14 protein-coding genes are annotated in these 14,091 nt (G+C 72.5%); 5 read left to right on the top strand and 9 right to left on the bottom strand.

Going from position 1 to position 14,091, the window contains the following annotated elements; all coding sequences use genetic code 11:
- The first annotated feature begins 77 nt into the window (after positions 1-77).
- Positions 78-1,895 carry an aspartate--tRNA ligase gene (gene aspS / locus R4Z63_RS16365; protein ID WP_037920636.1) on the top strand — a complete coding sequence of 606 codons (1,818 nt, stop codon included), beginning with the start codon at positions 78-80 and terminating at the stop codon, positions 1,893-1,895.
- A gap of 69 nt (positions 1,896-1,964) precedes the next feature.
- On the opposite strand, the gene R4Z63_RS16370 is transcribed toward aspS, so the two are convergent.
- Positions 1,965-3,347 (bottom strand): VWA domain-containing protein, encoded by a 1,383-nt coding sequence (locus R4Z63_RS16370; RefSeq protein ID WP_384448231.1) that lies wholly within the window; start codon positions 3,345-3,347, stop codon positions 1,965-1,967.
- 294 nt (positions 3,348-3,641) lie between these two features.
- Between R4Z63_RS16370 and R4Z63_RS16375 the strand changes: the two genes are divergently transcribed.
- Positions 3,642-5,729 (top strand): PhoX family protein, encoded by a 2,088-nt coding sequence (locus R4Z63_RS16375; protein ID WP_384448234.1) that lies wholly within the window; start codon positions 3,642-3,644, stop codon positions 5,727-5,729.
- Between the two features lie 55 nt (positions 5,730-5,784).
- Here the strand turns inward: R4Z63_RS16375 and R4Z63_RS16380 are convergent, their stop codons facing one another.
- The 4 genes from R4Z63_RS16380 to R4Z63_RS16395 form a co-directional block, all read right to left on the bottom strand.
- Positions 5,785-7,053 carry a sensor histidine kinase gene (locus tag R4Z63_RS16380; protein ID WP_037920642.1) on the bottom strand — a complete coding sequence of 423 codons (1,269 nt, stop codon included), beginning with the start codon at positions 7,051-7,053 and terminating at the stop codon, positions 5,785-5,787.
- The gene (locus R4Z63_RS16385) at positions 7,041-7,733 is read right to left on the bottom strand and encodes a hypothetical protein (RefSeq protein WP_384448237.1); all 693 of its coding nucleotides are present in this window, start codon (positions 7,731-7,733) and stop codon (positions 7,041-7,043) included. The genes R4Z63_RS16380 and R4Z63_RS16385 overlap by 13 nt, the downstream gene beginning before the upstream one ends.
- A gap of 37 nt (positions 7,734-7,770) precedes the next feature.
- Positions 7,771-9,765: an FUSC family protein gene (locus R4Z63_RS16390; protein WP_384448240.1), complete on the bottom strand. Its 1,995-nt coding sequence runs from the start codon at positions 9,763-9,765 to the stop codon at positions 7,771-7,773.
- A gap of 80 nt (positions 9,766-9,845) precedes the next feature.
- Entirely contained in the window at positions 9,846-10,673 is an 828-nt protein-coding gene (locus tag R4Z63_RS16395; protein WP_037920647.1) for a hypothetical protein, read from the bottom strand.
- Positions 10,674-10,798: 125 nt separating this feature from the next.
- Here R4Z63_RS16395 and R4Z63_RS16400 point away from each other — a divergent pair, with 125 nt between their 5' ends.
- The 3 genes from R4Z63_RS16400 (at position 10,799) to R4Z63_RS16410 (ending at position 12,194) form a co-directional block, all read left to right on the top strand.
- On the top strand, positions 10,799-11,281 hold the full coding sequence (locus tag R4Z63_RS16400) for an RrF2 family transcriptional regulator (RefSeq protein WP_172671308.1): 483 nt from the start codon (positions 10,799-10,801) through the stop codon (positions 11,279-11,281).
- A 43-nt stretch (positions 11,282-11,324) separates the two neighbouring features.
- Positions 11,325-11,723, top strand: a complete 399-nt coding sequence (locus tag R4Z63_RS16405) for a RidA family protein (RefSeq protein ID WP_384448244.1) — start codon at positions 11,325-11,327, stop codon at positions 11,721-11,723.
- Positions 11,724-11,789: 66 nt separating this feature from the next.
- Complete coding sequence (locus R4Z63_RS16410; RefSeq protein ID WP_384448247.1) at positions 11,790-12,194, top strand: hypothetical protein; 405 nt, start codon at positions 11,790-11,792, stop codon at positions 12,192-12,194.
- Positions 12,195-12,235: 41 nt separating this feature from the next.
- Here the strand turns inward: R4Z63_RS16410 and R4Z63_RS16415 are convergent, their stop codons facing one another.
- The 4 genes from R4Z63_RS16415 to R4Z63_RS16430 all read right to left on the bottom strand — a co-directional run bounded on the left by R4Z63_RS16415 (position 12,236) and on the right by R4Z63_RS16430 (position 14,076).
- Positions 12,236-12,466: a hypothetical protein gene (locus tag R4Z63_RS16415; RefSeq protein WP_037920656.1), complete on the bottom strand. Its 231-nt coding sequence runs from the start codon at positions 12,464-12,466 to the stop codon at positions 12,236-12,238.
- Positions 12,467-12,521: 55 nt separating this feature from the next.
- Positions 12,522-12,899, bottom strand: coding sequence for a hypothetical protein (locus R4Z63_RS16420; RefSeq protein ID WP_384452611.1), 378 nt, complete (start codon positions 12,897-12,899; stop codon positions 12,522-12,524).
- A gap of 103 nt (positions 12,900-13,002) precedes the next feature.
- A complete protein-coding gene (locus R4Z63_RS16425; RefSeq protein ID WP_384452608.1) occupies positions 13,003-13,602 on the bottom strand; it encodes a class F sortase in 600 nt (199 codons plus the stop codon).
- Between the two features lie 231 nt (positions 13,603-13,833).
- Complete coding sequence (locus R4Z63_RS16430) at positions 13,834-14,076, bottom strand: hypothetical protein (protein ID WP_037920661.1); 243 nt, start codon at positions 14,074-14,076, stop codon at positions 13,834-13,836.
- Positions 14,077-14,091: the final 15 nt, after the last annotated feature.

Consider the following 14,091-nt stretch of genomic DNA (forward strand, 5'->3'; position numbering starts at 1 on the left):
CCAGCCCCGCCGTCGCCCCGGACGGTAACCTTGGGACGGTTGAATCCACCCTGGTATCGCGTAGAACTGGATGACTGATGCATCGGTACAGGTCCCACACCTGCGGCGAGCTCCGCGCCTCTGACGTCGCCGCCGACGTCCGACTGAGCGGCTGGCTGCACAACCGTCGAGACCTGGGCGGCATCCTCTTCATCGATCTGCGTGACCACTACGGCATCACGCAGCTGGTCGCCCGCCCTGGCACCGCGGCGAACGAGGCCCTCAGCAGCGTGTCCAAGGAGACCGTGGTCCGCATCGACGGCAAGGTCGTCTCCCGCGGCGCGGACAACGTGAACCCGGACCTGCCGACCGGCGAGATCGAGATCGAGGTCGCCGAGGTCGAGGTGCTCGGCGCCGCCGCCCCGCTGCCGTTCACCATCAACACCGACGACGGCGTGAACGAGGAGCGGCGTCTGGAGTACCGCTTCCTCGACCTGCGCCGCGAGCGCATGCACCGCAACATCATGCTGCGCTCGGCGGTCATCGCCTCGATCCGGTCGAAGATGGTGGCCCTCGGCTTCAACGAGATGGCGACCCCGATCCTCACCGCGACCTCCCCCGAGGGCGCCCGTGACTTCGTGGTGCCGTCCCGCCTGAACCCGGGCAAGTTCTACGCCCTGCCGCAGGCCCCGCAGCAGTTCAAGCAGCTGCTGATGATCTCCGGCTTCGACCGGTACTTCCAGATCGCACCCTGCTTCCGCGACGAGGACGCCCGCGCCGACCGCTCGCCGGGCGAGTTCTACCAGCTCGACGTCGAGATGTCGTTCGTCGAGCAGGAGGACGTCTTCCAGCCGATCGAGCGCCTGATGACCGAGCTCTTCACCGAGTTCGGCGGCGGCCGCGAGGTCACCTCGCCGTTCCCGCGGATCCCGTTCCGCGAGTCGATGCTGAAGTACGGCAACGACAAGCCCGACCTGCGCGCCAAGCTGGAGCTCGTCGACATCACCGACGTGTTCGAGGGCTCGGAGTTCAAGGCGTTCGCCGGCAAGCACGTGCGTGCCCTGGCCGTCCCGGACACCGCCGCCCAGCCGCGCAAGTTCTTCGACGGCCTCGGCGACTACGCGGTCTCGCTGGGCGCGAAGGGCCTGGCCTGGGTGCGCGTGGGCGAGGACGGTTCGCTGTCCGGCCCGATCGCCAAGTTCCTCACCGAGGAGAACGTCAAGGTCCTCACCGAGCGCCTGGGCCTGGTCCCCGGCCACGCCGTGTTCTTCGGCGCCGGCGAGTTCGACGAGGTCTCCAAGATCATGGGGCCGGTCCGGGTCGAGGCGGCCAAGCGCGCCGGCCACTTCGAGGACAACGTCTTCCGCTTCTGCTGGATCGTCGACTTCCCGATGTACGAGAAGGACGAGGAGACCGGCAAGATCGACTTCTCCCACAACCCGTTCTCCATGCCGCAGGGTGGCATGAAGGACCTGGAGGAGAAGGACCCGCTCGACATCCTGGCGTGGCAGTACGACATCGTCTGCAACGGCATCGAGCTGTCCTCCGGCGCCATCCGCAACCACGAGCCCGAGGTCATGCTGAAGGCCTTCGAGATCGCGGGCTACGAGGCCGAGACCGTCGAGCGCGAGTTCGCGGGCATGCTGCGCGCCTTCCGCCTCGGCGCCCCGCCGCACGGCGGCATCGCCCCGGGCGTGGACCGCATCGTGATGCTGCTGGCCGACGAGCCGAACATCCGCGAGACCATCGCCTTCCCGCTCAACGGCAACGCGCAGGACCTGATGATGGGCGCGCCGACGGTCCTGGAGGAGGCCCGTCTGCGCGAGCTGAACATCGCGCTGCGCAAGCCGGTCGAGACGAAGGCGTCCGACGCCAAGCCGATCGCGGAGTCGGTGCACCCCGACGCCGCGCGCTGAGCGGTAGCCGGGTAGCGGTGTAGCTGTGCGGAAGGGCCCGGGGTCAGCCCCCGGGCCCTTCCGTTGTGCTCAGAACTTTTCCAGGACGCCCTTGAGGAGGGCCGAGGAGGTCAGTTCGGCGGGGGCGGGACCGGCGTGGAAGAAGCCGGCGTTCTCGGCGTCCAGCTTGCGCAGGAAGTCGAAGGCCTTGGAGTCGTGGTCGCCGAAGGCCACGAACTGCCAGTGGATGCCGGGAGCCCGGGTGGCGGCCTCGGCCAGCGCCTGCCGGGCGGGCTGGCGGTTGTCGGGGGCGCCGTCCGTCTGGAAGACGACCAGGGCCGGGCCCTCGCCGCCGCCCTTGAGGTAGTGCTCCACGACGGCCTCCACGGCCACGTGGTAGCTGGTGCGGCCCATCCGGCCGAGCTCGGCGTGGCGGCCCTCGACCCAGGAGCCGTAGTGGCTGTCGAGGGTCAGGTCGGCGGTGCCGTCCACCTCCGTGGAGAAGAACACGGTGTGCACGGTCGCCTCGTCGTCGAGGTGCGCGGCGAGGGCGAGGGCGTGGTCGGCGAGGTGCTGGGCGCTGCCGTCCTTGTAGAAGCCGCGCATCGAACCGGAGCGGTCGAGGACGAGGTAGACCGTGGCGCGGGCGCCGGCCTTCCCCTTGCCGCGGAGCACCGTTCCGGCGGCCTTGTAGGCGGCGGACACCCCGGGCGCCCGCTTCCGCACGACGGCCGCCGCATACGCGGGCCCCGCCTGCGGTTCGGCCTGCGGCGCGGGCACCTCTGTTGCGGCCTGTGCCTCGGCGGGTTCCGCCTGCGGCGCGGGGGCCTCGGGCTGCTCGTCCTGGGGTTCTGCCGTGGCGGGGGCCTGCGCCTGCGTGGCGGCGGCATCGCCATCGGCTTCGGCGGTCGCCGGCTCCGCGGGGGCGGTGGTGTCGGGTTGTTCGGTGAGGGGGGCCGGGGCTTCGGCTGCGGGCTGCTCGTTGTGAGCTTCGGCTTCGGCTTCGGCTTCGGCTTCGGCCTGCGGCGCGGGCGCCTCTGTTGCGGCCTGCGCCTCGGCGGGTTCCGCCTGCGGCTCGGGCGCCTCGGGCTGCTCGTCCTGGGGTTCTGCCGTGGCGGGGGCCTGTGCCTGCGCGGCGGCGGCATCGCCATCGGCTTCGGCGGTCGCCGGCTCCGCCGGGGCGGGGGGTTCCTGGTCGGGCTTCGAGGAGGAAGACGGGCGGCGGGCCTCCGGGACCGTGGGGTCCGCTGCCGTGGCGGGGACCGTCAGGACCGTACCGGGCTCCGGGTCCCGCGGCGAGGACTGCGGGGGAACCGTCGGATTGTCGAAGGACGCCGCCACGAGGTCGGCGGCCGCATCCAGAGGGGTGCGTTCCGCCTGGTTCGGGACAGCGGCCGAGGTGGCGTCGGTGGTTTCCGGAACCGGTTCCGCAGACCGTCCGAACACCTTGCGCAACAAGCTCCGAATACCCATGGGCCAGGCCTTTCGCATGAGTGCGTGCGTCATTTGTCCGTGCTGCGCGGTTGATCCCTGCCCAGAGTGGACACGTAAGGTTATCGGCCGCCCGGCTGGATCTTCGGCAGGGGCGCCCTTCGTGGCGCCCGGCTCCCTGAGGTGATCATGCCGCTCCTGAACTGCCGCTCCGACGTGCCGGGTTCACCCATCGTTCATCCCCACGCCGCCGCTTCGGCGCAACCCGGGCCTACCGTCGCGGCTGGATTGTTCCGACACGTTGTCGGCGCCCACGCAGCCACTCGGAGGACACTCGTGCGCAAGCTCCTGCCGTTCATCGGCAACCCGCATGGGAGCGGCCGTTCCGCTCTCACCTGTCGTTACCGCTGTGGTGACGCCTGCTTCCACGAGGTGCCGAACACGAGCGACAACGAGTACGCGGGCGATGTGATAGCCCGCGCCTACTCCCGCCGCGCGATGCTCCGCTCCGCCGCCGTCGTGACGGTCGCCACCGCGGCCGGTTCCGCCGTCGCGCTCAGTGCGTCGGGCCAGACCGCCAGCGCGGCTCCCGTCGCCGACGCCGCGGCCGCCCGTGCGGGCCGGCGCGGCGAGGCCGCCCGCGGCCTGCGCTTCACGTCCGTCGCGCCGAACACCGACGACAAGGTCACCGTCCCCGAGGGCCATGAGCAGAACGTGGTCATCCGCTGGGGCGACCCGATCATCAAGGGCGCTCCGGGCTTCAACGCCGACAAGCAGACCGCCGCCGCACAGGCCGGCCAGTTCGGTTACAACAATGACTTCCTGAGCCTTCTGCCGCTCGGCGGGGGCTACGAGCGCCAGCAGCTGCTCGTGGCCAACCACGAGTACACGGACGAAGTCCTGATGTTCAAGGCGTACGACCCGGCCAACCCGACCCGCGAGCAGGTCGAGATCGCCTGGGCCGCGCACGGCCTGTCGGTGGTCGTCGTCCAGGAGGACCACCGCAGCGGCAAGCTGACCGCCGTCTCCCGCCACCAGCTGAACCGCCGCCTGACGGCCACCAGCGAGTTCCGGATGACCGGTCCGGCCGCGGGCAGCGCCCTGCTCAAGACCTCCGTCGACCCGACCGGCACCAAGGTGCTCGGCACCCTCAACAACTGCGCCGGCGGCACCACCCCGTGGGGCACCACGCTCCACGGTGAGGAGAACTTCAACCAGTACTTCGGCAACGCCGGCCAGGTCACCGACCCTGCTGCCGCCGCCCGCCTGAAGCGCTACGGCGTGACCTCCGGCGCCACCGAGCGCAAGTGGGAGCGCTTCGACAAGCGCTTCGACGTGGCCCAGGAGCCCCACGAGTCGCACCGCTTCGGCTGGGTCGTCGAGCTGGACCCGTACGACCCGAACTCCGTCCCGCGCAAGCGCACCGCGCTGGGCCGCTTCAAGCACGAGGCCGCGCAGCCGCGTTTGACCGAGGACGGCCGCCCGGTCGTCTACATGGGCGACGACGAGCGCTTCGACTACTTCTACAAGTTCGTTTCGTCGAAGCAGATGAAGAAGGGCAATTCGCGCGCGGCGAAGGAGCACAACCTCACGCTGCTCGACGAGGGCACGCTCTACGTCGCCAAGCTCACCGGTGACAGCCCGGCCGCTGAGATCGACGGCACCGGCACGATCCCCTCCGACGGCGAGTTCGACGGCTCCGGCGTCTGGATCAAGCTGGCCACCGGCAACGTCTCGCACGTCGAGGGCATGACCGCCGAGGAGGTGTACGTCTTCACGCGCCAGGCCGCCGACAAGGTGGGCGCCACCAAGATGGACCGCCCCGAGGACGTCGAGCCCTCGCCGCGCACCGGCCGCGTCTACATCGCGCTCACCAACAACACCGACCGCGGCAAGCCCGGCAAGGAAGGCGCCACCGAGGCCAACCCGCGCAACCTGAACAAGCACGGCCAGATCCTGGAGCTCGCCGAGAACTTCGACGACCCGGCCGGCGACGGCTTCGCCTGGCGGCTCTTCCTGGTCGCCGGCGACCCGAACGATCCGGCGACCTACTTCGCCGGCTTCCCGAAGGACAAGGTCAGCCCGATTTCCTGCCCCGACAACGTGGCCTTCGACCCGCACGGCAACCTGTGGATCTCCACCGACGGCAACCAGCTCGGCTCCCACGACGGCCTGTTCGGCGTCGCCACCAGCGGTGAACGCCGCGGCGAGCTGAAGCAGTTCCTGACCGTGCCGCGCGGTGCCGAGACCTGCGGCCCGCTGATCCAGGACAAGCGCGTCCTGGTGGCCGTCCAGCACCCGGGCGAGATCGACGGCGCGTCCGTCGAGAAGCCGCAGTCGGTGTGGCCCGACGGTCCCGGCAAGATCGTCCGCCCGGCCGTCGTCTCGGTCTGGCGCAAGGACGGCAAGAACATCGGCGTCTGATCGGCATCGCCCGTGTGGGGCCCGGTGTTTCACGTGAAACACCGGGCCCGCGCGATCAATCCCCGCCCGGCAGGCGTCCGACGGGGAACCTGAGCGTCGTCAACGCGCCCCCGTCCGGGGCGTTGGCGAAGCTCAGCGTGATCTCCAGGACCGCCGCCTGCCCCGCCACGATCGTCAGCCCCAGACCGTGGCCGCGCCCGCGCCCCGGGTCTCCCGTGCGGAAGCGCTGGGGGCCCTGCTCGATCAGCTCCGGCGGGTAGCCGGGCCCGTGGTCGCGGACCGTGACCACCGGGCCGTCCACGGTCACCTCGATCGGCGGCCTGCCGTGCTTGTGGGCGTTGGCCAGCAGGTTGGCCAGGATCCGATCGAGGCGCCGCCGGTCGGTGAGCACCGCCGCGTCGCGGATCACCCGTACCGAGACGGCGGGTCCGGCTCCCGCCACGGCCCGTCCCACCGCCCTGCCGAGTTCCACCCGCGCGAGGTCGGCCCGTTCCACGCCCGATTCGAGCCGGGAGATCTCCAGCAGGTCCTCGGTCAGCAGGTGCAGCGCTTTCAGTCGGTCGTTGATCATCTCCTTGGGGCGGCCCTCCGGCAGCAGGGCCGCCGCGGCCAGCGAGCCGGTGAGCGGGGTCCTCAGCTCGTGCGCCACGTCCGCCGTGAAGCGCTTCTCGGCCTCCAGCCGTTCTTGGAGCGACCCGGCCATCAGGTCCAGTGCCTGCGCCACGTCCCGTACCTCGTCCCGGTCCCGGGAGCGGCGGCCCGGCCGCCGGTCGTCCGCGCGGGTGGGGAACCCCACCCGGGCGTCCAGGTCCCCGGCGCTGATCCGGCGGGCCACGGCGGCGGTCTTCGAGAGCCGCCGGCTGATCCGGTCGGCGAGGAAGAGGCCGGCCAGTGCCACCACTCCGGCGGCTAGTGCGGCCGAGGCGAGGATCGCGGCGTCGATGTCCCGCAACCGTTCGCGGGTGTCCCCGAAGGGGATCCACACGGCGAGGGCCTGCTGGTCGGCGGGCGCGGCGGCCCACATGACGGGCTTGCCCCCGTACGCGCCGACCATGCTGCCGGTGTCGCCGCCGGCGACCAGCTCGCGCAGCGGGCGGGGGAGCTGGGGCGGGTCGAGGACGATGTTCACGTCGCCGTGCGTGGTGCCGTACTCGTAGTGGCTGAGGGCGTGCTCCAGGGCCGTGTCCGCGTCCTTGCGGACCTCGCCGACGATCTGCGCCGCGACCACGTTGTGCACCAGCACCCCGAGCACGGCGGCGACCGCGCAGCACACCGCCGTGGTGGTCAGGGCGATCTTCCAGCGGAGGCTGCTCAGCGCGTGCATCGCTGCTCGTCCGTGCCGAGCGGCACGCCGGTGGGGGCGGGGCAGTCGTCGAGGGTGAGCTGGCTGAGGTTCATGAGCCCGCCCTTCGGGTCCCAGACGTAGTCGGCGACGGCGACGTAGGCGGGGTTCGAGGTCGGCTCGCGGACGGCCAGGTGTCCGGCGGCCACCTCCACCCCCTCCAGCACCGCTCGCCGGGACAGGATCCGGGCGATCCTCCCGTCGTCCCGGACGGTGTAGACGCGCAGCTCGCTGAGCCGGCCGTCGATGTCCAGGGCGGTGATCAGCTCCTCCCGGCCGTTGCCCGTCAGATCGTGGAAGACCGCGGGGCGCACCGGGCAGTCGGGGCCGCCGTCCACAGCCTGTGTGCAGAGCGCGAGCCGCTGGGCGGCCCGCTGGTCGACCAGCCGGCCCGTGCCGCCGTCCTCCTCGGTGGCGGAGGTGACGTCGGCGCGTACGACGCCCACCGGGTTCACCGCGCGCATGCTGAGGCCCGGCACCACGGGCAGGCCCGGGACCACGGAGGACGTGCCCGGCTTCGGGGGCGGGTCGGGGCGGATGTCCTTCCACAGGCTCTGCGGGGCGTGCACCGTGCCCAGGTCGCCCTCGCTGTGCAGCCCCTCCACGTCGGCGCACCCCGCCAGGGCCAGAGCGAGGGCCAGGACGGCCGGGGCGCGGTACATGGTCCGATGCTCCCCCGTCCGCCTTCCCCCGGCCCGGTCAGCGCTCCGGCCGGGTGATGGCGCGGGCGGCCGCGAGCTCTTGGTGGACGGGGGCCAGGACGCCCGACTGGTCGCCCTCCGGTTCGCCCTCGACCCGGACCGGGACGGTGCTGCTGCGCACCCGGCCGGCCAGTTCCCGCAGCTGTCGCGCGACGGCCGCCACCTCCTCGGCCGCGGGCGGCGGGGCGCCGTGGTTGACGCGGACCCGGGCGGCGGTGGACGCGTCCACGATCCGCTCGACGGCGACCACCAGCGGCCACCAGGCGGCGGCCCGGGTGCCGGTCGGCGGGGGCTCGGTCAGCGCCCGCTGGAACTCGCTGCGTACGCCTGACAGGTCGCGGTACAGCCGCCGCCGGGCCTGGAGGCGGGTGGTCCTGGCCGCCGCGAGGGCCGCGTCGTCCGCGGCCGGTGCGAAGGCCCGTTCCACGTAACGGGCGGCGTCGTCCACGGTGTCGGCGAGCCGGTCCCCGATGCGGGTGTGCCAGCTCTCCGGCCACAGCAGGTATCCGGCGGTCAGGGTGATGGCGCAGCCGATCAGGCTGTCCAGCAGCCGGGGGCGGATCAGGTCGAAGCCCTGGTGGTTGAGCAGGTCCGAGAGCAGCAGGATCACCGGGGTGATCGCGGCGGTCTGGAAGGCGTAGCCCTTGGCGGAGAAGACCGGGATCAGCGCGCCGAGCACCATCATGACCGGTACGTCCCACCAGCCGCGCGGTACTTCGGCGAGCACGGCGGCGGCGACGACCAGCCCGATCGCGGTGCCGAGGGCGCGCAGCAGGGCCCGGGAGAACACCGAGCCGAAGTCCGGTTTGAGGACGAAGGTGACGGTCAGCGCGATCCAGTAGGACCGTTCGAGCTCGACCACCGACACGAGGGACTGCGCGAGGCCGATGCACAGTGCGAGCCGCAGCCCGTAGCGCCAGGAAGCCTCGGACAGCATCATGTCGCGCACCGCCCGCCGGGTGCGCACGGTCAGCGCGGCGGGGCGGCCGAGGCGGTCGTCCACGTTGTGCGGGTCCGGTTCGGCGAGGTGGACGACCGACGCGGCGTGCCGCAGTGCGGCGTCCACGGCCCGTTCGGCGGGAGTACGGGCTTCGGGCAGGTCGAGCGCGGGTGCTGTGGTGCGGCCCTCCTCGACGGCCGCCGCGAGCTCCCGTACGGCCGCGGGGATCTCGGCAGGCAGCGGCCGCCCGCGCAGGTGGGCGGCGGGCGCGGCCTCCACCAGCGGGATCACCACGTTGAGCTGCGCGAGCATGCGGACGAGCGACGGGCTGCGCCCGTGCACGCGGGCCCGGCGGCCCAGGATCAGGTCATAGGCCTGGTTGAGTTCCCGGGTGACCCGGCGGCGCCGCTCGTCGTAGATGTCGCCGGGGCCGCCGGCGGCTTCCAGAGTGTCCGCCAGGGCCCGGTAGGTGGCGGCGACCGCGGTCCGTTCCGGTCGGCGGCCGTGCAGCGGCCAGCCCAGCAGGGTCAGGACGAGGACGAAGAGCCCGCCCGCGCTCAGCAGCAGCGGGGCGATCCACCAGGGCCGTGGCATCGGGAGACCGGCCCCGACCACGGCGTTGAGCAGGAGCAGCAGACCGGACACGGAGGCGACCGTGCCGATGGAGGAGATCATCCCGGAGAGCAGGGCGATGAGGGTGAGTGCGCCGACGGCCACCCAGCCGTGGCCGTAGACGAGGGTGCCCAGGGCCACGCCGACGGCGCCGAAGACCTGTGGGACGGCGATGTTCAGGACGCGCATCCGGTAGGCGTCGGCGGTGTCGCCGATCACTCCGGAGAGGGCGCCCATGGAGGCGAGCGCGCCGTATTCGGGCTCGTTCAGCGCGAAGCCGACGGCGAGCGGGACGGACAGGGCCACCGCCGCTCGTACGGTGGCGGGCCAGGGGACGGGTGCGGTGGTCGGCTTCAGCCCCTGGAGCAGCCAGTCGGGTGGCGCCAGCGGATGGTGCCGGGCCCGCCGCGGCGCTATGTGTTCGGTGGGTTCGGTGCTCATTCCCGTTTCCGTGCCGCCGCTCGCGAATCGGTTCTTCTGTGTTCTTCTGAGGTGTTCTGCGCGTGTTGTACCTTCCGAGCTTATGGGGTGCGGCGCAGTCGGCCCGTCACCCAGGCGGACAGCGCCGCCGCCAGTCCGATCAGCAGCACGACCCAGGCGGTGGTCCGCAGGAACGCGGTGAGGGCGTCGTACACCGCGCCGGCCGCGGCGCGGTCGATGTCGGCGGGCAGATCGTCGAGGGTGAGGCGGCGGCACACGTCCACCGTGAGCCACAGCAGGCCGGCCCCGACGGCCAGGCCCAGTCCGGTGGCGATGACGGCGCGCCGCCGCCGGACGGCGACCGCCACGGCCGACACGGCCAGGACCAGGGTCAGTGCCGGGAGCCAGACGCCGGCGATCTGGAGCATGCGGAACCCCTTCCGGAGTGCGCCGAGGTTGTCGTACTCCATGACTTCCACGGACAGCCGCGTCACCGGGATGCGGTCCGCGAAGGGCACCTGGTCGGCCACGAGCTCGCTCTTGATCCGCTCGACGACCGGCGCGAGGTCGATGGTGACGGCGTTGCCGCGGCCCGTGGTGAGGGCGTGGAGGAAGGCGGCGTGTGCGGCGCGGTTGGCCGCGTCCCAGGCCGTCCGGTAGGCGGGGGTGTCGGCGAAGGAGTGCAGGGCTTCGTCGAGCAGGGCATCGACGCCGGCCTGGAAGGGGCCGGCGTCGATCTGCCCGGTGAGGGCACGGGCGGTGTGCGTGACGACGACCTCCTGTACGGCCGGATTCTCCGCGAGGGGGGACATGGCCGCGGTGTAGCGGTCCGCGTCGCCCAGCTCACGGTCGGCCCAGTACGCCACGGCGCTCGCGGGCACGAGGAGTGCCACGAGCACGATGAGGACCGCCGACAGGATGGTGCGCACGTCACCAGGGAAAACGGGGACGGGCGGCGGCGCGAGTGGTGTTGCTGCGGGCGGGTGGTGGGCCACCGGACGGCGCGGGACCCTTGCCTTCACTATTCTGGATATCTAGTATCCAGAATATGAGGATGAGCGAGGGCGTCGAGTGGGCGCTGCACAGCTGCGTCAACCTGGCCTGGAGCGGACCGGACCGCGCGGTCTCGGCGGCGCGCCTCGCCGCCTGGCACGACCTGCCCACGGCCTACCTCAACAAGCAGCTGCAGGCGCTGGTCCGGGCGGGCATCCTCACCTCCAGCCCCGGTCCGCGCGGCGGCTTCCAATTGGCCCGCCCGCTGGCCGCCGTCTCGCTCATGGACGTGGTCGCCGCAGTCGAGGGGCCCGAGGAGGCCTTCCGGTGCGCGGAGATCCGTAGGCAGGGACCCGGCGCGGGCGAACCGGCGCCGGAGGGCGCGGCCGCCGCCGACTGCGCCATCGCGCACGCCATGACCCGGGCCGAACTGGCCTGGCGCAAGGCCCTCGCGGCCCAGAACCTCGACGAGATCCGGCAGCAGGCCGAGCGGCAGGCCCCCGAGGCCCCTCAGCGGCTCCGCGCCTGGCTCGCCGCGCAGTGACAGCAGGCGCAGCACGTACGGACACGGAAGCAGGGAGCTCGGCATGACGCGCAGCATCATCAACCCGGCGGGACTTCACACCCCGACCGGCTTCGGCTACAGCCACATCGTCTCCGCCCCCGGCGAGCAGGTCTTCATAGCCGGCCAGTACGGCTCCGACGAGAGCGGCCACGTCGTCTCCGACGACTTCGCCGAGCAGGTGGAACGGGCCTTCGCCCACCTCCGCACCGCCCTCGCCGCGGTCGGCCTCGGTCCTGCCGACGTGGTCCGCATCGGCACCTACGTCGTCGACCACGACCAGCGGAAGCTGGAGGTGCTCCTGAAGCACCTGCACGCGACCTGGGGCACCGAGCTTCCCGCGCAGACCCTCATCGGGGTCGCCGCCCTGGCCCTGCCCGGCATGCTCTTCGAGATCGACGCCGTGGCGGTGCGCACGCCCTGACCACTGATCCACTTGCCGGTCGGAGACGGCGGGTGTGCCCTGGATGATGGGAGAGAGGAGCCCGTCATGGCACATGCGGCACCCGCTGCCCCCCGGCAGCACCGGCAGATGGCGGACATGACCCACCTGAGCAAGGGCGCCTACGTGAGGCCGCTGCTCCTCGGAACGGTCTACGGGGTCTGGTGCGCGTTCATCGACCGTCACCAGGGCCCGGTCACCGCGGCCAACGTCCTCTACGGCATCCTCTGCGGCCTGATCTTCGCGGGCATCATGTTCGTCCTGGCCAGGGTCGGCCCGCGGATGATGCGCGAGCTCCACGCCGCCGCCTACGGAGCCTTCGGCGGCATCGCGGTGGGCTACCTGCACAGCCTCACCAACGAGTCCATCCTCAGCTCCGTGGTGATAGGCCTGGCGGTCGCCGTGGGCGTCGGCGCCACCGCCTTCTACCGCTACTACACGCACGAGGACTGAGCGCGCCCGCACCGCCGCCCCTGCACGTCCGGGCGCGGCCGCTACGCGGCCGAGTCGCCGGCCGCCGTCCTGATGCCCGCCGACCGCGGGGTGACGGTCCGCGGGGTGACGGCCGCCTGCGCGGCGGTGCCCCGCTGCGGATCGCCCTCGTCCTCGACGGACGGGGCCGGGGTCTTCGGCGGAGCGGTCGTCTCGGGCTGGCGGACGGGCGCGAAGCGCGAGACCTCGGCGCGGAGCATGGCGTTCAGTGCGGCGTACGGGTCGATGGGCATGGCGGAACCTCGCGGTGCTCGGAGGGTGGGGGGACGCGCTGGGGGCTCGGCCCGCTCAGCAGCGCAGCACCACACTCCGCACGGTCCGCAGGGACAGGTCCGGTTCGGCCACCCCCGTGCGGGGGCCGCGCCCCGGGAGGCCGCCCTGTTTCACGTGAAACACCGCGAGCGGGATCCGCTGGGCGCAGGCGGCCCCGCGCGCTGCCGACCGTACGGCGGCGCGTACCTCCGGATCCGCTGCGGGATCGGACGGACCCTCCACGGGTTCGCCGGGCTCGCCGGGAGCCGCTGGTTCCACGGGGGCCGATGACGCGGAGCGGTGTTCCGCCGGGTCCGCGCCGGCCGGACCCGCACCGAACACGCACAGCAGCACGACGCAGGCCGCGGTGAGCGCCCTCGTCAGCCCCGTGTGTGCGTGTCGCCTCCAGGTCATGCGAGGGGTGTGCCCCGCCGCGCCGGAAGACTCCCGGACGGACCCCGATAAGCGCCCGACCGGAGGACGAAGACACCTCCCTCGGCTGACAGTCCGCCAGACCTCAGCTGCTGCTGCGGTGACCGGTCAGCCGGGCCAGTACGGCGGTCTCCCCGCCGATCAGCCGCAGTTGGGCACGGTCGGGAGTCTCCGGCGGCCCGGACGCCCTGCCGGGTGAGATCCGTACGACGGTGAACACGGCCGTACGGCGGTCCGCGCGCGGGATCTCGATCGTCCGGCCCCGGCGCAACTCCCCCAGCCGCAGACCGGCTCCGGTGACCACGGCGGTCCCGGCGGCACCCGGCGCCGGACCGGAGGAGTCCCAGGACGCCTCCTCGCCGTCGTCGCCCAACGGCACGTCGACGCCCAGACTCGGGATGCGCAGCCGCAGGGGGCGGGCCGCGCGCAGCGGGCCGGAGACCGTCCTCAGCGGCCCAGCCGCGGCCCCTTGCGGTCGGGGCGCCCTCGCGCGGTTGCTCTCGCCGGACTGTTCCAGCTCCCGCACCAGGCGGCGGTGGCCGGACAGTCCCAGCGCCCGCGAGGGCAGTGCGTCGTCGGTGACCGCGGCCGCGGGCGCGGCGCCCTCGGTCCGCTGCAACACCACCACGGTGGTACACAGCAGAGCCACCGTCAGAGACGCGACGACCCACTTGGCGCGGGGCATGGCATTCCCTCCTGTCCGGCTCGTGCGGCCGGGTCATGTGAGCAGTGGACACTTCCTCTGCCCATCGGCACACCGTGAAACACGAGGGACTGACGCGGAGTCACGGGCGTGTCGTCGCGCGAACGGGGAGTTTGCGCAGCTCGCGCCGGTTCGGTCCACCGTCGGCCGGGGGTGGCGCGGATTCGTCCCAACGGGTGAGGGGCGAGGTGGCCGGAGGTGACGCCCGGGGTGTCACATGACGACGGCCGCCGTGCCCGCCCCCATGAACGCGGCGGCCAGGTGCACGGCCGGATGGCCGTAGTCGCCGTACCAGAGGTGGCGAGCCAGGCCGCCGAGCGCGGCCAGGGCGGCGATGATGCCGATCTGGCCGAACAGGGTGACGGCGCAGCAGGGGGCCAGGAGCAGCAGGAAGGAGTTCAGCCAGAAGGGTGCGGCACCCGTCCAGCCCCGCCACTCCCTGATCGCCGTCGCCATGGACTATCGGCCTTT

It is taken from the genome of Streptomyces sp. PL-29 (assembly GCF_058344425.1).

Bases quoted from the DNA above. Each gene is read 5' to 3' on its own strand.
- aspS (WP_037920636.1), top strand. From the start codon at position 78: ATGCATCGGTACAGGTCCCACACCTGCGGCGAGCTCCGCGCCTCTGAC.
- R4Z63_RS16370 (WP_384448231.1), bottom strand. From the start codon at position 3,347: ATGGGTATTCGGAGCTTGTTGCGCAAGGTGTTCGGACGGTCTGCGGAA.
- R4Z63_RS16380 (WP_037920642.1), bottom strand. From the start codon at position 7,053: ATGCACGCGCTGAGCAGCCTCCGCTGGAAGATCGCCCTGACCACCACG.
- R4Z63_RS16385 (WP_384448237.1), bottom strand. From the start codon at position 7,733: ATGTACCGCGCCCCGGCCGTCCTGGCCCTCGCTCTGGCCCTGGCGGGG.
- R4Z63_RS16390 (WP_384448240.1), bottom strand. From the start codon at position 9,765: ATGAGCACCGAACCCACCGAACACATAGCGCCGCGGCGGGCCCGGCAC.
- R4Z63_RS16400 (WP_172671308.1), top strand. From the start codon at position 10,799: ATGAGCGAGGGCGTCGAGTGGGCGCTGCACAGCTGCGTCAACCTGGCC.
- R4Z63_RS16405 (WP_384448244.1), top strand. From the start codon at position 11,325: ATGACGCGCAGCATCATCAACCCGGCGGGACTTCACACCCCGACCGGC.
- R4Z63_RS16410 (WP_384448247.1), top strand. From the start codon at position 11,790: ATGGCACATGCGGCACCCGCTGCCCCCCGGCAGCACCGGCAGATGGCG.
- R4Z63_RS16415 (WP_037920656.1), bottom strand. From the start codon at position 12,466: ATGCCCATCGACCCGTACGCCGCACTGAACGCCATGCTCCGCGCCGAG.
- R4Z63_RS16420 (WP_384452611.1), bottom strand. From the start codon at position 12,899: ATGACCTGGAGGCGACACGCACACACGGGGCTGACGAGGGCGCTCACC.
- R4Z63_RS16425 (WP_384452608.1), bottom strand. From the start codon at position 13,602: ATGCCCCGCGCCAAGTGGGTCGTCGCGTCTCTGACGGTGGCTCTGCTG.
- R4Z63_RS16430 (WP_037920661.1), bottom strand. From the start codon at position 14,076: ATGGCGACGGCGATCAGGGAGTGGCGGGGCTGGACGGGTGCCGCACCC.